Raw genomic sequence first — 19,071 nt, 5'->3', positions numbered from 1 at the left:
ATGTTGATAAAATGCGTTTCCCGCTTAAAGCCTTATTTGCAGCATTCCCTGTACTGGTACTTTTCGCCTGTTCTTCGGTCGAAATTTCCCATAACAACGCGTCCCTGCCGCGGCACCACTTGCCTAACGGACATTTCGAGAATACGGACGACAGCTGCCCGCCCATTCGCGATACCATGGAAGCAGACTCGCTTGTACCCAAGTTCCGTACGCGTATGTACAGGTTGCCGATAGTCCGCGGCAACGAGGATCTCTGGCGAGATTCAACGGCAAGTTCGGCCGCATGGATTGGACACAGTACCTACTATATATTGTGGCGCGGTTACGGAATTTTGACCGACCCGATGTTCAGTACATACTCCTCGCCCATTCAACTTGTTGGCCCTAAGCGAGGAACCCCTCCCGGCAGGTCTTTAGATAGCCTGCCCAATGTAGACTTGGTAATCGTAAGCCATGACCATTACGACCATTTGGACCGTACAAGCATCGTAAAAATATTCAACCGATGGAACCACGTGAAATTTGCAGTTCCCTTGAAAGTGGCGGCAATTCTTGAAAGTTGGGGAATACCTTCAAAAAATATCATAGAACTGGATTGGTGGGATTCGACAATAGCGGGCCCCCTGAAAATCACGTTCGTACCGGCGCACCATACGAGTCGTCGCGGAATTTTCGCCTCTAGCGCAAAATCAACACTATGGGGCGGGTGGATTCTGGAACGCCCAACGGAAGATTCCCTGCATACAACAAAAATGTGGTTCGGGGGCGACCTTGCCATGGGTGACGGGTCATACTACAAGGAAATCGCAGAAAGATTCGCCCCTATTGACGTGAGTTTCTTGCCCATAGGCAGTTACAAGCCTAGCCGTTATACCCGCGTACACGCAAGCCCACGGCAAGCAGCACAGTTACATCTGCTAACCAAATCAAAGTTGAGCCTTGCCATGCACTGGGGAACCTTCGGTTTTGTTTACGACAGGCTCGAAGACCCGCCGAAGGATCTCGCAAGAGCCAGAAAAGAACTGGGCATTCCCGACACGGCATTCTATGTCCCGAAACACGGCGAAATAGTCCCGCTATTCAGATAATGAATATTCATTTCAAACTGGAAAAACAAAGTAAACGCAAATAGAGATTAACACCGATAAGGCTCTTGCATTTCTTGAAGATTTCAATAGCGAAATTATTCCCAAATCCTAGAAAAATTCTGGCTCCAAGAAAAAAAATGACTTTTTATCACTTTTTCAACCTGAAAGCCTTGGGTGACATGCCCGTCATGCGCTTGAAGAACTTGCCGAAAAAGCTCACGTCGGGGAAATTCAGTTCGTCCGAAATTTCCTGGACATCCATCTGGGTAGACTGCAGAAGGACCTTGGCATCGAGAGCGATGTAGTCGTCTATCCACTGCTTTGCGCCCTTGCCGCTTATTTCATCAACGACAAACGAAAGGTACTTCGGGGTTACAAAAAGCATATCGGCGTAGAACTTGACGCTATGTTCCTTTTGGTGATGTTCTTCCACATTGCGGAGAAACGCGTTGAACAAGGCTTCCTTGCGGTTCGATGTCTGTTGCGTCGCGTTTTTTCGATACAAAAAGCCAACGCATTCAAATGCGAGCGACAATAACTGGTTCTTGATGATTTGATAATAGAACGGATTGCCATGTAGCAACTGCATTTTTTCTTGCAGGTGCTTAAACGATTTGACAACCTGCTCGAAGTCCTGCCTGTCCCGCTGCAGGTAAGGCGACCTTTTAGCCAACAGCAACAGTTGCATACTGTCCTTGACTTGTGACATCAGGTCGTTGAGCATGTCTGTGGAGCAAGCGACACAGAGAGTCTTCACGTCGTCGCTGATTTTTAGGGCGCGGAGGACCTGCCCCGGGAACGCTAGGAATATACCGCCTTTTTTTAGTTCGTAGGTATTCATGTTGACTTCGATGGTGCAACTGCCATTCTCGATAATCAATAGAATAACGCCCTGCATCCTGAAGTACCCTGTAATATCAAGGCCCTCAATGGAATCGAACACGCCAACCTTGCCGGGCAAGAGGCTCACCTCTTTCAAAAAATCCAACAGGGACAAATCCGCTGTCCTGATTTCTGCACCCGCTGTAGGCAAACTTCTTTTTTTCGACGGATTCATACTGGAAAGATAATAAAATGTCCATTCTTCTATTGGTAAAAATTTCCCGCATTTTAGTCAAAAATACCTTTTTCAGCAATTCTGATAGTAAAAATGTCTTTTTTTAGAGAAATTTTGACCTAAAATTACAAGACCCAATTTGGTAACTTTGTCACTATGAAAACAAAGTTCATTTTCTTCATCGTATTTTCGTTTATCTGTATCGGTTGTCAAGGCGAAGGAACACCTCGAAAAGACATCCGCGGCCCTGTAAAAGTCTCTGTCAAGATTGCGACACTGTCCGACATTTCTGAGAGCAAGGTGTATAGCGGTTCGCTAGCCGAAAAAATGGCCACAGCAGTCAGTTTTTCTTCGCCGGGGACGGTCAAGACGCTGAACGTAGCCGAAGGGAAAAAGGTGAGCAAGGGGGCACTCGTGGCAACCCTTGATGACACGGCGGCCAAAAGCGCACTGGATATTGCAACCGCCATGAAGAACCAGGCCGAAGATGCGCGCAGCCGCATGGAAAAACTTTACCAGAACAAGAGCATTTCCGAAATCCAGTGGATGGATGTGGAAAGCAAGTACAAGCAGGCTCTCGCCTCGGAGAAACTTGCGCAAAAGGCTCTTGACGATTGCAAACTGTATGCGCCCGCCACGGGAATCGTTTCGGGAAAGGCCGTAGAATTAGGGCAGAACGTGCTTCCCGGCGCCCCGGTTTTCAGGATTCTGGATATTTCAAGAATCAAGGTCCGCGCTTTCATCCCCGAAAAAGAAATTGGCAAAGTCAAGGTAGGCGACGGCGTAAAAATCCGCATCGCATCCTTGGGAGACAAGGTTATACAAGGAAAAATCACAAACAGGAGTGTTTCTGCAAACGCGCTATCGCGCTCTTACGAAATCGAGGCAGAGCTTGCAAACAGGAACGGTGAACTGTTGCCGGGTATGATTGCCGAAATGGAAATTTCCGGCAAAACAAGGCAAGAAGGGGTCGTATTGCCTGCAACGGCTATCATGCTTGACGAAGACAATAACAACTTTGTCTGGAAAATTAATGGCGGAAAGGCGACCCGCGCCGATATTGACGTGACGCTCAACCTGGGCGGAACCGAAGGAATCCTTGTTCGTGGTTTGCAGGATGGCGACAGCATAATTGTCGCCGGGGCAAACAAGGTGGGCGAAGGCGAAAAAGTGCAGGTCGAATCCAATAACACGGAGAAATAAGCATGAGTTCTCCAAAGAAACGTTCGTTTGTCGAAACGGCCATGCGCTACAGGGCGATAGTTTTCCTTATCGTCTTTATACTCTCGCTGTTCGGAATTTACGGGCTATACGAAATGCGCAAGAACGAATTCCCCGGATTCACGGTACGTCAAGGCGTGGTGATTGCGGTTTACCCCGGAGCAAATGTGCAGGAGGTAGAAAAGCGGGTCACGAAACCCCTCGAAGATTACATCTTTACCTATGGTGACGTGCAGAAGCACAAGACCACCTCCGTCACGCGTGACGGCATGTCCATTATCCAGGTGCAACTCGAAGATTACGTGAACGACAAGGACGCCTTCTGGAGCAGGTTCAAGCACGGCATAGAAGGCTTCAAGATGAACCTGCCCGCAGGAGTTGCCGCCATCGTAGTCATGGATGATTTCGGAGAGGCATCTTCGCTATTACTTTCGCTGGAAAGCAAGAACAAGACTTACGCCGAATTGAGCGATTATCTGGACGAGCTCACCAACAAGCTAAGCCGACTAAAAACGGTCGGTCGGATAAACCGTTTCGGCGAACAGAAAGAGCAGATTTCCGTTTACCTTGACAATGAGCGGCTTTCGCACTATGGTCTCGGATTCAAGTCGACTGCGCTGTTCCTTGCGGGCAAGGGGCTCGTGAATATATCGGGTACGCTGAAAGACGGCAACACGGAATCGCCCATATATGTAGAATCGGGCGTGAACTCCGTCCGCGATGTAGAAGAGACCGTCATTTTCAGCACGCCGCAGGGTGAAACAGTGCGGCTGAAAGACGTGGCGAGAGTGGTGCGTGAATACCCGAAACCCTCCTCTTACATCGAGCAGAACGGCAACAAATGCGTCGTGCTAAGCGTCGAGATGAAATCGGGAAACGACGTGGTAAAGATGGGGTCCGAAATCGAGTCCGTGCTAGAGGAATTCGGCAAGGCCCTCCCTGAAGAAGTAAAGATGCAGCGCATCACGGATCAGAGCCAGGTAGTGGCCCACAGCGTTTTTGATTTTTTGAAAGAACTCCTGATTGCAATTGTCGCCGTGGTCATCGTCGTGTTGCTCCTGCAGCCAATGAAGGTTGCCTTGGTGGCTGCGGCGACTATCCCCTTGAGCATATTCATTTCGCTTGGAATCTTTTACGCCTTCGATTTCGAACTGAACACGGTGACGCTTGCGGCCCTTATCGTAACGCTCGGCATGATAGTGGACAATTCCATCGTCATCCTAGACGATTACCAGGAAAAAATTTCGGAAGGGGTATCCCGCTGGCGAGCTGCCGCCGACAGCGCGTCCCACTTTCTCAAGTCCATTTTTTCGGCCACCCTTGCCATCAGCATCACCTTTTTCCCATTCCTCTACACGTTCAAGGGAATGATTGCTGATTTCGTGAAGTTGTTCCCCTGGGCGCTCACCATTGTGCTTTCCGTTTCACTACTGATCGCGGTACTCGTCGTACCCTATCTGCAGTTCGCATTCCTCAAGCCAAAGAACAAGAAGCCGAGCAAGTTCAACTTCGAGGCCATTGCCGGGAAAATCCACGAAAAGACACTGAAGGTCTGCTTCAAGTTTCCAAAGCTCACGCTCTTCTGCGCCTTTTTGGCTGTCTGCGTTGGCCTTTACGGTATGATTTCGAGGCCGATTAAGCTCTTCTCCACGGCGCAGCGCAACCAATTCTCTGTAGAAATATTCATGCCCATGGGAACGGCCCTCGAAAAGACGGCACAAGTGGCGGACAGTCTCGAAAAGATTCTTTCGGCAGACAAGCGGGTGGTTTCCATCACGAATTTCGTGGGGGCATCTTCGCCCAGGTTCCACCTGACATACGCTCCGCAGTTCGGCGGTTCAAACTTTGCGCAGTTTATCGTCAATACCCAGGGAGTCGACGCCACCGAAGAGATGATTCAGGAATACGCCGCCTCGTATGCGGACTACTTTCCCGAAGCACAGGTGCGGTTCAAGCAGCTGAGCTACAGCGAGGCGGCCTACCCCATCGAAGTGCGGATATCGGGCGATTCGCTGGAAAGCCTCCAGAGGGCATCGGAAATCGTGAGCAGTTACTTGCGGCAGTTGCCCGGCGTGTACCAGGTGCGCTCCAGCCTGAGGGAACCCCTGAACGGAGTACAGGTCTCGCTCAACGACGATGCGGCAAGGCTAGGCATTACCCAGATGGAAACACAGGCGCTGCTCATGGCGCGCTACAGCAGCGGAATCCCGCTTGCAAGCATTTGGGAAGGCGACAGGAATATTCCCGTAGTGCTGAAAAGTACCCATAGCGACAAGGCCGACGCAGCGGTTCTCGCAAACGAAAAGATGCCGACATACGGCGGACTCGGCAACGTCCCGTTGAGACAGGTGGCAGACCTGACCCCCGTTTTCCATGTAGGACAGATTGACCACAGGAATGGTCGCCCTACGGTAAACGTGACGGCGGAAGTTTACCCCGAAATAAGCGCGAACGACCTGATAATGAAACACGGTTCTCGCATAAAGGAATGGCTGAAAGGCGAAAACGTTGATGTGACATTTGGTGGCGAAACGGAAGTCGTCTTCGAACAGATGCCCGTGTAATTTCGGCGCTAGCCTGTGCCGTCGTCATCATATTCTTTATTCTGCTTTGGCATTTCAAGAATGTAAGGACCGCGATAATGCTCATAGGCTCCCTAGCGTTGTGCACCTTCGGAACCGGGGTCGCCCTGAACGCGATGCATCTCGATTTCAGCATGACCGCCGTTCTCGGCGTTGTCAGCTTGCTCGGAATCATGGTACGAAACGGCATCATCATGATTGACTATGCCGAAGAGCTCAAGAAGAACGAACATTGCGACGCACAGACGGCCATCTTCAATTCAGCGCTCCGCAGGATGCGCCCCATATTCCTGACATCGGCGGCGGCATCGGTCGGCGTGATTCCCATGATTCTTGGCGGGAGTACTCTCTGGATGCCTATGGGTGGAGTGATTTTTATCGGGACGCTCATTACCATGTGCTTCATATTGACCGTATTGCCGGTTCTGTACTGGAAGGTAAGCGGCGTACGGGTGAGGCAGAGGAAAAGTGTGTAGTGTGGAATGTGAAGTGAATTTGGATTAAAAATTATGAATAAATTGTATGTTAAAATAGCGGCTTTTATTTTTGGCTTGCATTCTTTTTTGCTGGCGGCGGATATTTATACGCTCGATGACTGCCTGCGCATAGCACGCGAAAACAACGCGACCCTCAAGAGCGCCAAGGTGAACCGCCAGATGGCCGAAGAAACCGAAGGCAGCGCGTTCCCTGCGTATTTCCCGAAGATTTTTGCGGGCGGTTTTGCATTCATGGCAAACGACTACTTGGTAAAGCAGAAGATTGACATGTCATCAGAAATAGAGGGAATGGGTCAGCAGCTTGCACCGACAATTGCGCAGATGGGCCTCGACCCCGCCATGCTTGCGGGCCTGCCGACCTCGTATTCCATGGGCATGATAGACAAGGGAATCATAGGCCACTTGACGCTGGTGCAGCCCCTATTTGTGGGCGGACAAATTCACAAGGGAAACCAGCTCGCCAAAATCGGGACAAAGGCGGCCAAGTTGCAGGAGCACCTTGCCGAAACCGAAGTCCGCAAGAATACGGAAACCTACTACTGGCTGATTGTTTCGCTCAAGGAAAAATTGAAGACCATTGCCGAGGCCGAAAAACAGGTGGAAACGATTCGGGCCGACGTGCAGGTGGCCGTAGAGGCGGGTGTCGCCGTCAAAAACGACCTGCTCCGCGTGGATCTCGAAAAGAAAAAACTGGAGAGCAACCGCATCAAGGTAGAAAACGGCATATCGGTCGCAAAGCTCATGCTGGCACGGCAAATGAACCTGGACAACAGCGAATTCGACCTGGCCGAAACCTCTCTCGATAAAATCAATCCGCCCGAAGAGTACAAGATGTCCGCCGACGAGGCGGTGGAACGCAGGGCCGAAAGCAAACTGCTCGCCGTAAATCGCGAAGTCGCCGAAAAGGAACGTTCCATGGAAAGGGGAAAAGTTCTCCCCACCGTTGCGGTAGGCGCGAGCCTATTGTACCAGAATCTACTGGACGACGATGCCGTAAACGGAATTTTGTTTGCTTCGGTGACAGTCCCCATTTCGGACTGGTGGAGCAACAGTTATTCTACGGCAAAATACGACCTGAAGGCGCAAAAGGCGGCAATTGACGAAGCCGAGAACAAGAACCTTATCAAGGTGGATATTGACGCCAAATGGAATACGCTCGTAGAATCCTTCCGACAGATAGAAATCAGCCGCGATGCCGTTGCCCAGGCCGAAGAAAACTTGCGGATGCAGCGAGAATTCTACAATGCCGGTACCGCGACACTCAGCAACATGCTTGAAGCAGAGACGCTACGGCAGCAGGCAAGCGACACTTACACCGAAGCGGTAACGGGCTACTACACCGCCATCTGCGCTTATCTAACCGCAACCGGTCGGTAACTATTTCCCGCTGGTCGCCTTATCGACAAACAGCGCGCGGGCATTGCCTTCAAGAATCATGTCGTAATAGGGCGCAAGGTCTGCCTCTTTTTTCAGATACGCCTTGAGCCGTTCGATGCTTGCGGTAAGCACCTTGGGCGCCACGTAGGGGTAATCGGAGCCGTAAAGCAAGTGGTCGGGCGTGGTGATGGTAAGCATCATGCGGATGGTCTCCGCGGAGTGCGCTCCGGCAAGGTCGTAATAGAGCGAGGCCAGGTTCTTTTCCCAGACGATTTTTCCGATGAGTTTATTCTGCTGCATCACGGGTATCAGCGACTTCATGCGGGGTAACGCGAGCGGCAGGTATGCACCGCAATGGGGCACCACCACCTTCACGTTCGGGTAGCGGGTCAGCACGTTCCTGGAAATCATGTTGGTGACGGCACGGGTCGTTTCGGAAAGATACTCCTGCATGGCAAGCGGAGTCTGCTTCATTACGTCCTTGTTGACTGGCTCCGGCCTGTGAGGGTGCAGAATCACGACGGCGTGCTTTTTATTCAGGTAGTCAAACAGGGGGTCCAGTTCGGGCGCACCCAGGTACTGCCCCTTTACGTTGGTCGCAAGCTTGATGCAGTCGACCTTGAGCGTATCGAGGGCGTAAGCCGCTTCGGCGATGGACTTTTTCACGTCGGGCAGCGGGAGTGCCGCGCAGTACATGAATCGGCCGGGGTGTTGCTTTTTCAGGGATGTGCCGACCTCGTTCACCTTGCGGATGATGGAGGCACTTTCGTTTGCGTCGCCGAAATAGGGCTGCGGGGCAGCAAGCGTCAAAACGGATGTCTGCACCTGGGCCTCGTCCATCCATTTCAGGTGGGCACTCACGTCCCATTTGGGGAGCAGGAAACCTTCGTCCAACTGCGCGTTATGCTTTTGCAAATTGGCCAAATAATCCGCAGGAATCACGTGGGAATGAACGTCGATGGCACCGCCGGCAAAGGCGGCCGCGGCCAGGAATGCGGTCAAAACAACGCTTGCAGTTAAGTAATTCTTAAAATTCATGGCAATCCCGATGATGGTCGACTATGGGTTACGGGTGCAGAACGTCTTCCAGCCATTCTTCGATTTCCTCGCGGCTGGTGCCGATGGCGAATCGTTTGCTTTCGAGCCAGGTGGAATTGGGCGTAAGTTCCTGCAGCAGTTTGGCGCTTTGGCCCAGCGGGCTTGAAGCCGACGTGCAGAAGGTGAGCAAGGTCTTGCCGGAAAAGTCGTAGCTTTCGAGGAACGTGCTTATGATGCGGGGTGCAATCCCGTGCCATATCGGGTGCGCGATGATGACGGTATCGTACTCGTCCATGTTCTCGACAGCGGTTGCGATTTCGGGGCGGGCGGATTCGTCTTTCTGTTCGCGGTCGGCGCGGCAGTCCGTATAATAGGCGATGTCTTCGTCGGTGTAAGGGATTTTTGCGGTGATTTCGAATAATGTTGCGTCCAGGTATTCCGCGGCGTATTCGGCCAGAGGCTTGGTGTTGCCCGTTCTGGAGAAGTAAGCCACGAGCGTCTTGCCGCGGGATTTACTCGCCGATGTCGCGGAACTGGATGTCGCCGAACTTGAATTAGCCGAGCTGTTCGAAACGGTTGATTCCGAACTTGAAGAAGTTTCGTTCTTTGAAGTCGCTGGGCTTGAAGTCGCGGAGCTTTTGCCATCTTGCGAGACGCTAGATTCGATAGCTTCTCCAGTGCCTGTCGGCGAAGACGAGCCGTCGTCGGAACACGCGGCAAAGAGGCTCAAAAACAGAGCCAGGAGCAAAGTCGAAAACAACGTAGGCGATTTCATCGGACTACTTCCTGATGAACTTTTCGTCGGTCTTGGGCATGGTGTTGTCGGGCGTGTAGCGTTCGACAGTCATTTTCAAGTCGTACTTGTCGCGGAGTTTCGCGATGGTCTTCATCATGGGCGAAGCATGGTGCACATCGATGGCTGCCTGGCTTTCCCACGCGTCAATCAGCAAGATGGTCTCGGGATCGTCCAGCGACTGGAAATATTCGTAGCGGATGTTTCCCTTCTCGGCGCGGATTTTCGCCACAGTCCCGCTAGAAACCATCTCTTCGGCGAACTTCCTTGCCGCCCCGTTCTTACCCGTATAGCGCAGGTTTACCGTAATATTGCTCATGGCGCTCTCCGCAAACACGCTCGCAGCGAGCGCAAAGATTGAAAATAGCGTTAAAAACTTGAGTTTCATTTTGCCACTCCGAAATGTTTCGCATATAATATAAATATTTTCGGAGCATGCGCAAAATGCTTATTTTTCATGCCCAGTATGCGTGAGACGTATAGTGGAAACAAACGCTTTTATGGTTTTCTGTCGAAAAAAATCTTCGGTGATTATTTCTTGAAGATATCGCTGTGCGTTCCCGTATCGACCAAGGTCAACACAAGTACACCATTATCTTTCAGATAAAGCAATAACCAATCTGGTTGAATATGGCATTCCCAGACGCCTTTGAAATTTCCCGTCAATTCATGGTTACGATGTCTTGCCTCAAGCGGTTGATCAAGTCGCAATTTTTCAATGACTTCTTCCAGAAGGGAAATGTCCAACCCCCGCTTCCGAGCAAGTTTCACTCCCGCCTTAAAACGAGATGTCTTAATAAGCTCATAGACCATTACTTGCAATCCTCAAGGAGTTCCTTAGCAGAGGAATACCTTTTCGCCCTGGGGTTCCTAGCAAGGCCTTTTGCCTCTTCAATAGCGGCCAACGTCGAATCCGAGAACTCGCGTTGAGGCGGAACGATATCGAAAGGGATGCAGCGCTGATTAATCGCCTGTTTCAAGAAAAGTCTAATAGCCGTAGTGATATCCAGTCCAAGTGATTCAAATAAATCTTCCGCCTGGTCCTTGGTGGCTTTGTCGATTCTTGTCTGCAAAACTGCATTTGCCATATGAATTACCTCGTTTTTGTACAAATCTAATTCATTTTCAATGCAAATGCAATACATTTGGCCACTAATTTGCGAATTTGGGACCGATTTAGGCCATTTATCTTCACTCATCTTTCCTCCCTCCGCCTACATGCATAAAAGGCGGGGCTTTGATTGTTTGTCATTGCGAGCGAAGCGTGGCAATCTCTTACCAGAGATTCTACACGCTTGTGCACTAAATATAAATTACCAGAACGCGATTGTCAAGAGGTTTATGCATTTTTTTTCTTCATCGGTACGCAAGGTTGTGTACCAGGCGTTTGGCTTATATCCTCACGCTGAGCACGGCGCCTTTGGTGTCGTCGTAGAATAGCGGGGCGATGGTGACCTTGGGCGGGGTCTGCTTTTCGCCGAGTTTATCCTTGTAGAACACGCTGCCGATGTACCAGCCGATGGAAGCGCCCATCAGGGTGCCCGCGACGGCGTCGGAGAACCAGTGGGCCTCGCCTTTTGCGCCGAGCACCATGCTTGTAGCGATGTAGCCTGCATACAGGGCGCAGCCCGCCACGACGAGGGGCTTGTCGCGGTTGTAGCTTGCGATGCTTATGGCCATGGCAGCGTTGGTCATGGAATGCCCCGAGGGCCAGCCGTAAAAGACTCCGCGCCTAAAAAATCCCCATTTGAAATCGCGGGAACGCTCGCCGCTGTTAAGTTCCGCGTCAGGGTGCTCGCGTGCCGAAATCGCCTTGAGGATGTTGTTGTAGAGGTACGCCACGGCGGTGGCCTGCACGGCGACGGCACCGGTGTTGTTCAGCGCGCGGTTGTCGCTGATAAAGTACATGTAGCCCGGAACAAGAATCGGGAAGAACGTCCCCATCATCATGCCGGGAGTAAATGCAATGCCGTAAACAAGTTGATCCTGACGGGCCGCAAAACGGGCTACCATCAAGTCGTTGTTTTCCATCGAAAACTTGTACGTAAGCGCTCCGCCGAGCAAGTGGAACCCGAGCGGCCAGCCGAACGCACTCAGCAACATGTTGTGTCCTAGATGGTCGAACGGAGAAAGTTTTTGAGCGCTATCGACAGTCACCGAGGTTGTTACGGAATCTGCTTCGACAGCAGCGGAACCCGTGGCACAGGCAAAAGCCAAAACCACCATCCAACGAAGCGCTATTTTGTCTAGACGAAAAATCAAGATTTGACCTCGTTTATTATTTCGAGAGCGCCTTCACCCATTCGCGGACAACGGTTTCGGAATCCTTGACCTTGCTTCCGCGCACAGAAAGGGCGGTTTTCTTGTCGAATGCGGCGCCCTTCGCCAGCATCAGCTTTTCGAGCGTAGGGAGGCTCCCAGCACCATCGGACGACCCTTCGTGAGAGAAGAACGCATAGACGTTTTTGCCTTGCAGGTTTGCCTGCTTCAGGAAAGTCATCACGGGCATCGGCACGTCGTACCACCAGACCGGAAAGCCGACAAACACTGTCTTGTAGCGCTTCATTTCTTTATCGCTCAGGGAGAGGTTTATCTCGGGATAAATGTTTTCGTCCTTTTCCTTTTTGGCAACATCAGCGGTCTCGTTGTAGCTAACAGGGTATTCTTCCTTGCGCAAGATGCGGGCGTAATCGGCTCCGACTTCGTCGGCAATCCAGTGCGCCATGCTCCGCAGATGCCCAGACCAGGTGAAATACACGACCAGCACATCGCCTTTTTTCGAGAAATCCGCATCGGCGTTCTGGTCGGCCCTGTTGCGTTCGGCGCAGCCTGCCAAGGAGAGCAGGGCAAGCGCGAACGTTAAGACCGGGATGAAAATTCTTGCGAGTTTTTTCATAGAGCGTTTCCTTTTGGGCTATCTTTCTTAATTATAAATTAGATAAAAAAATACCGATTCACAATAGTAAAAATACGGCCGGAATTAACGGTTTTACGGTTCGGATTTTTTATATTGTCAGCATGAAAATCGTCCCTTACAACCCAAAGTACCGCAAAGACTTTGTCGAAATGAACCTGGCGTGGATTTCATCCATGTTCAAGGTGGAACCCGAAGACGAACGCGAACTTTCAAGTATCGAGACCGCCATCGCAGCAGGCGCGGAAATCTTTTTCGCCGTTGACGACAGCGACAACGTAATGGCATGCTGCATGATCGCCCCTCGCGATTCCGGGGAATGGGAAATCATGAAATTCGCCGCCAAGGGCATGTACACGGGAACCGGTGCGGGCAGCGCCTGCCTCAAGGCCTGTGTCGAGTACGCCCGCGAAAAACAGGCGAAAAGCATCGTTCTCGTTTCCAACCGCAGGTGCACACACGCAATTCACTTATACGAAAAATTCGGCTTTGCAGAAATCCCCGTCGACAAGGAAAAATTCCCCTACGACCGTGGCGACATCTCCTTTGAAATGAAATTATTCGAGTGATTCGTCAAATCCTTCATCAAAGAAGTTTCGCCACCACCTCGCCGATATCGCCGTCGACGCATAACGAGCGGGGTCCGATGTCGTCGGGAGCGTAGGCCTGTCCGTAGTTGATGCAGGCGTAGGTGGCGTTCGAATTCAGGGCGGTCATTTGCCAGAACGGGTACTTGATGATTCCGGGGGTGTTCATGCCTACGCCCAGTTCCAGGAACAGCACGTTTCCGCCGCGCATGGCGTTACATCTGTCGAGAAATTCGCGGTAACGTTTTGCAGCACGATGCCAGCCGTCGTCTTCTACGAAGGTGGAATCGGAACGCAGGTTCATGGACATGGGGCGGCCGCAAATGGGGCACCTGGGCAACAGTTCCGCAGGGACGGTCATGGCGCCGAACAAGCCCGTCTCTTTTGAAAATCCCTGGGCGTCGAACATGGCACGAATCTGCTTTTCGTTGTCGTAGGTGCAGGGGTGGCACGGCTTACTGCATTGGAAAAGCCCGTAATCGCCCTGGGTGTAAAAGAGCCGTTCCTTGTCAAAGCCCGCTTTTTGGAAACAATGGTCCACGTTGGTGGTAAGGACAAAGTAATCATTATCCCGTAGGATTTTCAGGAGGTTTTCGTAGACGGGTTTCGGGGCGTCCATATAACGGTTTATCATGACATAGCGGCTCCAGAAGGCCCACTTTTCTTCGGGAGTCCCGTAAGGGAAAAAGCCACCGGAATACATGTCCGAAAAGCCGTACTTTACAGAAAAGTCGGCGAAGTACTTGACAAAGCGTTCCCCGGAATAGGTAAATCCCGCCGATGTCGAAAGTCCGGCGCCCGCGCCCACGACGACGGCATCCGCCCTTGCCAGCGCCTCTTTCAGTCTCAACACTTCGGCAGAAAAATCATCCGTTGAATTTTTCGAAAATCCGCGCATAGATAGCCTCGTCCTTTTCGCTGAAAACGTTAAAGACAACCTTCATGGGGTTTTGTGTACGGCGCTTCCATTCCAGCACCGTATCCACCGCGATTTGGGCGGCACGTTCCGGCGGAAAACGGAATACGCCTGTAGAAATGCAGCAGAAGGCGATAGATTCCACACCGTTCCGGGCCGCAACTTCGAGACAGTTCCTGTAGCACGATTCCAGCAACTCGCAGTCCCGTTCCGTAAGGCCGTAGCCCACGATTGGCCCCACCGTGTGCAACACGTATTTGCAGGGCAGGTTGTAGGCCGGCGTGATTTTTGCCTGTCCTGTGGGTTCGGGGTGCCCTTGCCGTTTCATCAGGGCGTCGCAAGCGCTACGGAGACGAACTCCCGCGAAAGTGTGGATGCAGTTGTCGATACAGCTGTGGCAAGGCTGCCAGCAACCCGTCATGCCGCTGTTGGCCGCGTTTACGATTGCATCCACCCTGAGGGTGGTGATGTCGCCGCGCCACAAAAACAGGGAATCGCCAAACAAGTCCGGCGCACCCGCGCTGAAGCGCCTGCCGATACTTTCAATGTCCGCGATGTCCGTTATTCCGCGACCACGGATGGATTCCTGCAGGTATTCGTCCTGAATCCTGTAGAATTCATCGCTTGCGGGGGAGGCTTCCCGCACGTTCATCAAGGAACGCAACAGGATTTTCTGTCCTTCGGCGTCCGCGGGGATGGTCGTGCCGCTGTACCTGGGACTTTCCGCCAATAGATACTTTATCAGGAATAGTCTGCGCTCTGCTTGGTTCATGATTCCTCCCGGATGGTTCAGGGACGGTCTTGAGTTGTGCGGCGAGGCCCTTCAGAGTCGTCTTCTCCAGTTCCATTTCCAGCGCCGTCTGCGCCGAATTCAGGGCTGGGTCCAACAGGCGATGGATGTTCCTGCCTACAGGGCACAGCGGATTCGGTTCCGGGTGGAAGCTGAAGACGATCCGTTCCTCGTCGTTATCGTTGATGGCCTTGTAGACATCCAGGAGCGTTATCTTGTCGGCAGGACGCGCAAGGTGAGAGCCCCCTACGCCGGGAGCAGTCTCAACCAGGCCCGCCTTTTGCAACTGCAAAAGAACCTTGCGGATGATGACCGCATTCACGCCGGTGCTGCCCGATATGAATTCCGAGGTCACCCGTTCCGCACCCTCGAAGAAGTGGATGCAAAGCAAGGTATGGACCGCCGCCGTAAAACGAACGCTGACTTTCATAATCCACAATTTAACAATTGTTGCCTGCGTTCACGCGTGCCTTGGCCTATTTGTAGAACATTCCCGCCGTCATGTCCAGGTAATTTTCGCCGGAGTAGTTCGTAAATTCCTGCTTCATGGCGCTCTTGAATGCCGCCGGGTTCACGTTCTTGAGGGCGATATTCTTCATCACCTTCAGGTACTGGATTTTAGCACGGGCATCTTCCAGGTTTTCCACCGTGTAGTGCGACGTGAGAATCAGGGAAATCCCGCGGTCGATGTAATCCGTGAGCTGCGCGATGATGGCATCGGCGTGCTTGCTCCCTGCCACGATGGAATGGACATCGTGGCCCATCATGTGGGTGTAGACAACGTTGATTTCGGGAAATTCGATATCGAATGCCTCCTGGGTCGCGACAATGCGCATGTCGATACCCGCGAGATTCAAAGTCTCGCCTTCGATAAAGTCTGTCGTCGCGTAAATGGAGCTGTCAAAAGCATCGCCAAAAGCCGCCGTGAAATTTTTGACCAGGGCCGCACCGCCTCCGTTATGGTTGTAATCGTCGGCATGGCGGGTGCTGTACACGGGAGCCCCCTTCATGAAAGTCGCGCCCGCGCCATGGTAGGCAATCACCGAGCCCACGAATTCAACCGAAAGGCCCTTGATGTAGGCTTCCAGTTCCCTAATGTTGTCGAAGAAACAGGGGGCTTCGACCATGAACATCTTGCCGCCCTTTTCCAGCAAGAAACATTCGTCGGTTATCAGGTCGTTTGTCTTGTAGGCATGCAGCTTGACCACCCCGAAATCGTAGACTTCCACGACGCCCTTGCCAAGATTTACGGTCTTGAAGTTGTTCTTTTCCATTTTGAATCTCCTTGGGCCAAGCCCGTTTTTGTTTAATTTTAAGTAGTTGTTCTTTAATTATTACAACACAAAATATATCCAATTATCGTTGTAATGTCAATAGAACAACCAAGGATTTCGTGTAAAAATTTACTTACACAAAAATTGAGGGTTAGTTAGAGTTTTCGGACGTTTATTCCACCGAGAATGTCGCCTTCACGTTCCCTTTTCCGAGGATTTCTTTGAGGCGTTTCTTGTTCACGTTGTCGATACAGGCCAGGCGCGTGAAGTTCCAGGAATTCTTGTCGTAGTAGATGGTGATGGAATTGCCCTGATAAAGGATGATGTCGCCCGCTTCGGTGTCGATTTGCGTGTCGTTGCGCGGAAAACTGCGCGGCAGGTCAGCCACCTTCTCGAAGCTGCCGTAGTCGAGCATGTCGAGCGTCATGTCGCCCTGCGCGAGGAATTCAGCGAAGGCCTTGGCCGAGGAATTTTCTTCGAGCGTCGCCGTGAAGGTGGTGTCGTTCACATGGATCTTGAGTTTCACGGGGGCCTCCGTTTGGGCTTCAGGCTGCGACGAATGGCTCGCCGCATCGCTGCAGGCCACGAGAAAGAACAACGCTATAAGGACAATGTTTCGCATACACACAATATAAATAATTGCGTACGCATTTCAAAATACTTATTTGCTATGACTCACTATGCCTTTTGCGCATAGTGAACCGATGGCGAGAACCGAAACAAGCGTCAAAACGGCACCCACAACTAGGACAATCGAGACACTTGTGGCAATGTCCCCCATGCCGACCAGCGGAGAGACGATTCCGCCCATCAGGAAGCCCGATGCCCCGATGGCCGCTGCAGCGGTACCTGCATTTGTACGCTCAGCGTTCAATGCCAAGGCCGTTGCAGGAGGCTGACTCATGCCGAACATGAACGTAAGCCCCATGAAAGCGACCTGCAGAAGCGGGAGTAAAGCGTGCGTCATGAGTGCGGCAGCAACGGCAATTGCGAAAACGAACATCCCCGCGCCAGCGATTTTGAGAGCCTTGCGTTCATCGCCGACTTTGCCCGACAAGGCGCATCCAAACGCCGTAAACAACGCGTTCAGCGCAAAGCACAGGCTAAAGCCGACAGGCGAAAGGCCGTAGATTTTTTGGTAGATAAAGGGCGAAGACGCGATATACCCGAACAAGATAATCATCGGAAACGTGCATACCAGAAAATACAATACGTAGGTGCGGTTCTTGAACACTTTTGCATACAAGCTAAAACTCGCAAAGACAGATTTTTTGCTGCGGCGTTTTACCGGGAGCGATTCCTGGAATTTCCCTGACATAAAGAGCAGCAGAGCCCCATACAGGAGCAATACTGCGAAAGTTCCCTTCCAGCTCATGAAATTCAGCAAGAATCCGCCTAGCACCGGGGCTATAATCGGGGCGACTCCATTCACAGCGCTCACCATGGCAAGGAACTTGGTGAGGACGGGACCGCGGTAGGAATCCGCCGAAATGGAACGTGCTATCACGATGCCGCCGGACGCCGCCATGCCCTGCAGCAAACGAAACACGTTGAAGGTTACGATGTTCGGCGCGACAATGCAGGCGACAGTCCCGCAAACAAAAAGCAATAGACAAACTAGCAGCAACTTTTTGCGGCCGTACTTGTCGCTCAGTGGGCCTACAAAGAGTTGCCCCACCGAAAGCCCGAGCATGCTCATGGTGAGGCTAAGCTGTGCCATCGAGGGGCTTGCCGCAAAGTAATCGGCAAGGCTCGGGAGGGCCGGCAAGTAAAGGTCCGTCACGAAGGGGCCAAATGCCGAAAGCAGTCCAAGCAAAAGCATAAGGAAAGTGAATTTCTGTTTTCCGCTCATAAATTCCTCTTGACGAAACCGCACGGAATCGCCATAAAAAAAGCCCGCAAAGCCATACAACTGGACTTATGCGGGACCGCTACACGTTGATTTCGCAAGCGAATTTAGGAAAAAATTTTTCCGTTGGCAAGTTCTTGACAAAGGCAAAAAATATTTTTATTTATGGGCACGAAATTTCATTGCGTATAATGGTTCAGCGTGAAACTCAAACATCAGGGTTTTGCGCCTTTTTTATTGCGCAGGGCCCGCAACAAAAGAGGTTAAAATGGACTTTTACATGAAACTCCCGCGCGGCAAACGCGAATTCACCCTTTTTCTCGTGACGCTTTCGATTATCTCGATGAACATCATCGCGCCGCTCATCACCTGTTTCGAGATGGGCTTTAGCATGGAAAGCTGGGCACACGTATTCCCGATTATGCCGATACTCTGGCCGTGCGTTATCGCGACGGTACTTGTCACATACAAGCCTGCGGCATTCCTGACTTCAAGGCTTACGCAGAAGGGCGACAGTTTCCATGCGGTGATTACACTCAACATCATGTGCACGGTTTTCCTGATGTCCATCATCTTGACGATTGTAGGTACCTGGGTCGGAAACCGCGAAATCACAATGGAGCCGCTGGTAAACTTCTTTTACAAGTGGCCTCGCAACTTTGCCATTTCGCTCGCGGTAGAAATCTTGATTGCGCAGCCGATTGCCCGCCGCGTGATGCTAGGCCTGCACAAGTACCGCGACGCCCGCCGGGAAGTCGCTGTTTCTAACTGAGCCGTAAATAATTTTATCTATCTTTTCGATTGTGACAAGCATCGAAGAACAATTCAATGGCAAGAAACTTCTTGTCAAGAAACTCATTCCTTTCGGGTTCACGAAGGAAGGGTCTAACTATGCGCTCGTCCGCGAAATACTTGGCGGGCAATTCCGTCTTGAAATCAGAGTGGGACGAGGCAAGAAAGTTTCAGTCAAGGTGTTCGATAACGATTCCGGCGAAGAATATCTACTGTTTTCAGTGCTGTCAGTGCAGGGCGCTCTCGTGGAATTTGTCCCTTTTTTAGTTGAAAATCCAGGTCTCCAACTGGTGTAA

General features: G+C 51.6%; 21 protein-coding genes and 1 pseudogene. 8 read left to right on the top strand and 14 right to left on the bottom strand.

Annotated elements, in window-relative coordinates; all coding sequences use genetic code 11:
- Positions 1 to 11: 11 nt before the first annotated feature.
- A complete protein-coding gene (locus CRO08_RS01960; RefSeq protein WP_097034839.1) occupies positions 12 to 1,088 on the top strand; it encodes an MBL fold metallo-hydrolase in 1,077 nt (358 codons plus the stop codon).
- A 148-nt stretch (positions 1,089 to 1,236) separates the two neighbouring features.
- Here CRO08_RS01960 and CRO08_RS01955 read toward each other — a convergent pair whose 3' ends face one another.
- On the bottom strand, positions 1,237 to 2,145 hold the full coding sequence (locus CRO08_RS01955) for a helix-turn-helix domain-containing protein (RefSeq protein WP_097034838.1): 909 nt from the start codon (positions 2,143 to 2,145) through the stop codon (positions 1,237 to 1,239).
- 156 nt (positions 2,146 to 2,301) lie between these two features.
- On the opposite strand from CRO08_RS01955, the gene CRO08_RS01950 reads away from it, so the two are divergent.
- From CRO08_RS01950 to CRO08_RS01940, 4 genes are all read left to right on the top strand, one after another.
- Positions 2,302 to 3,348, top strand: coding sequence for an efflux RND transporter periplasmic adaptor subunit (locus tag CRO08_RS01950; protein WP_073114449.1), 1,047 nt, complete (start codon positions 2,302 to 2,304; stop codon positions 3,346 to 3,348).
- Positions 3,349 to 3,350: 2 nt separating this feature from the next.
- Positions 3,351 to 5,930, top strand: coding sequence for an efflux RND transporter permease subunit (locus CRO08_RS01945; RefSeq protein ID WP_217990560.1), 2,580 nt, complete (start codon positions 3,351 to 3,353; stop codon positions 5,928 to 5,930).
- Positions 5,885 to 6,424 (top strand): efflux RND transporter permease subunit, encoded by a 540-nt coding sequence (locus tag CRO08_RS17135; RefSeq protein ID WP_217990572.1) that lies wholly within the window; start codon positions 5,885 to 5,887, stop codon positions 6,422 to 6,424. Before CRO08_RS01945 ends, CRO08_RS17135 begins: the two co-directional genes overlap by 46 nt.
- 75 nt (positions 6,425 to 6,499) lie before the next feature.
- The gene (locus CRO08_RS01940) at positions 6,500 to 7,822 is read left to right on the top strand and encodes a TolC family protein (RefSeq protein ID WP_176495026.1); all 1,323 of its coding nucleotides are present in this window, start codon (positions 6,500 to 6,502) and stop codon (positions 7,820 to 7,822) included.
- Here the strand turns inward: CRO08_RS01940 and CRO08_RS01935 are convergent, their stop codons facing one another.
- The 7 genes from CRO08_RS01935 to CRO08_RS01905 form a co-directional block, all read right to left on the bottom strand.
- The gene (locus CRO08_RS01935) at positions 7,823 to 8,860 is read right to left on the bottom strand and encodes an amidohydrolase family protein (protein WP_097034836.1); all 1,038 of its coding nucleotides are present in this window, start codon (positions 8,858 to 8,860) and stop codon (positions 7,823 to 7,825) included. It lies immediately after the preceding gene.
- A gap of 28 nt (positions 8,861 to 8,888) precedes the next feature.
- Positions 8,889 to 9,635: a flavodoxin gene (locus CRO08_RS01930; protein ID WP_097034835.1), complete on the bottom strand. Its 747-nt coding sequence runs from the start codon at positions 9,633 to 9,635 to the stop codon at positions 8,889 to 8,891.
- 4 nt (positions 9,636 to 9,639) lie between these two features.
- On the bottom strand, positions 9,640 to 9,972 hold the full coding sequence (locus CRO08_RS01925; protein WP_097035692.1) for a putative quinol monooxygenase: 333 nt from the start codon (positions 9,970 to 9,972) through the stop codon (positions 9,640 to 9,642).
- A gap of 212 nt (positions 9,973 to 10,184) precedes the next feature.
- Positions 10,185 to 10,466, bottom strand: a complete 282-nt coding sequence (locus tag CRO08_RS01920; protein ID WP_097034834.1) for a type II toxin-antitoxin system YafQ family toxin — start codon at positions 10,464 to 10,466, stop codon at positions 10,185 to 10,187.
- On the bottom strand, positions 10,466 to 10,852 hold the full coding sequence (locus tag CRO08_RS01915) for a type II toxin-antitoxin system RelB/DinJ family antitoxin (RefSeq protein WP_217990558.1): 387 nt from the start codon (positions 10,850 to 10,852) through the stop codon (positions 10,466 to 10,468). The genes CRO08_RS01920 and CRO08_RS01915 overlap by 1 nt, the downstream gene beginning before the upstream one ends.
- Before the next feature lie 193 nt (positions 10,853 to 11,045).
- The gene (locus tag CRO08_RS01910; RefSeq protein ID WP_141398199.1) at positions 11,046 to 11,915 is read right to left on the bottom strand and encodes a phosphatase PAP2 family protein; all 870 of its coding nucleotides are present in this window, start codon (positions 11,913 to 11,915) and stop codon (positions 11,046 to 11,048) included.
- Positions 11,916 to 11,931: 16 nt separating this feature from the next.
- A complete protein-coding gene (locus CRO08_RS01905) occupies positions 11,932 to 12,549 on the bottom strand; it encodes a flavodoxin (RefSeq protein WP_097034831.1) in 618 nt (205 codons plus the stop codon).
- Between the two features lie 122 nt (positions 12,550 to 12,671).
- On the opposite strand from CRO08_RS01905, the gene CRO08_RS01900 reads away from it, so the two are divergent.
- Entirely contained in the window at positions 12,672 to 13,136 is a 465-nt protein-coding gene (locus CRO08_RS01900) for a GNAT family N-acetyltransferase (RefSeq protein ID WP_097034830.1), read from the top strand.
- A gap of 16 nt (positions 13,137 to 13,152) precedes the next feature.
- Here CRO08_RS01900 and CRO08_RS01895 read toward each other — a convergent pair whose 3' ends face one another.
- From CRO08_RS01895 to CRO08_RS01870, 6 genes and pseudogenes are all read right to left on the bottom strand, one after another.
- Positions 13,153 to 14,052 carry a Sir2 silent information regulator family NAD-dependent deacetylase gene (locus tag CRO08_RS01895; RefSeq protein ID WP_097034829.1) on the bottom strand — a complete coding sequence of 300 codons (900 nt, stop codon included), beginning with the start codon at positions 14,050 to 14,052 and terminating at the stop codon, positions 13,153 to 13,155.
- Positions 14,021 to 14,842 (bottom strand): protein-ADP-ribose hydrolase, encoded by an 822-nt coding sequence (locus tag CRO08_RS01890; RefSeq protein ID WP_097034828.1) that lies wholly within the window; start codon positions 14,840 to 14,842, stop codon positions 14,021 to 14,023. Before CRO08_RS01890 ends, CRO08_RS01895 begins: the two co-directional genes overlap by 32 nt.
- Before the next feature lie 31 nt (positions 14,843 to 14,873).
- Positions 14,874 to 15,290: pseudogene (locus CRO08_RS01885) on the bottom strand (Rrf2 family transcriptional regulator); the annotation flags it as partial.
- A gap of 46 nt (positions 15,291 to 15,336) precedes the next feature.
- Positions 15,337 to 16,134: a hypothetical protein gene (locus tag CRO08_RS01880; RefSeq protein ID WP_097034827.1), complete on the bottom strand. Its 798-nt coding sequence runs from the start codon at positions 16,132 to 16,134 to the stop codon at positions 15,337 to 15,339.
- 172 nt (positions 16,135 to 16,306) lie between these two features.
- On the bottom strand, positions 16,307 to 16,756 hold the full coding sequence (locus CRO08_RS01875; protein WP_255252206.1) for a cyclophilin-like fold protein: 450 nt from the start codon (positions 16,754 to 16,756) through the stop codon (positions 16,307 to 16,309).
- A 39-nt stretch (positions 16,757 to 16,795) separates the two neighbouring features.
- Positions 16,796 to 17,956, bottom strand: a complete 1,161-nt coding sequence (locus CRO08_RS01870) for a multidrug effflux MFS transporter (protein ID WP_176495025.1) — start codon at positions 17,954 to 17,956, stop codon at positions 16,796 to 16,798.
- A gap of 307 nt (positions 17,957 to 18,263) precedes the next feature.
- Here CRO08_RS01870 and CRO08_RS01865 point away from each other — a divergent pair, with 307 nt between their 5' ends.
- Positions 18,264 to 18,755: a hypothetical protein gene (locus tag CRO08_RS01865; protein WP_217990556.1), complete on the top strand. Its 492-nt coding sequence runs from the start codon at positions 18,264 to 18,266 to the stop codon at positions 18,753 to 18,755.
- A 31-nt stretch (positions 18,756 to 18,786) separates the two neighbouring features.
- Positions 18,787 to 19,071: a hypothetical protein gene (locus CRO08_RS01860; protein WP_097034825.1), complete on the top strand. Its 285-nt coding sequence runs from the start codon at positions 18,787 to 18,789 to the stop codon at positions 19,069 to 19,071.

Source organism: Fibrobacter sp. UWT3 (assembly GCF_900230125.1).
GTDB lineage: Bacteria > Fibrobacterota > Fibrobacteria > Fibrobacterales > Fibrobacteraceae > Fibrobacter.
Note: the sequence above shows the minus strand (reverse complement) of the source record. Positions and strands in the feature narration are given on the sequence as shown.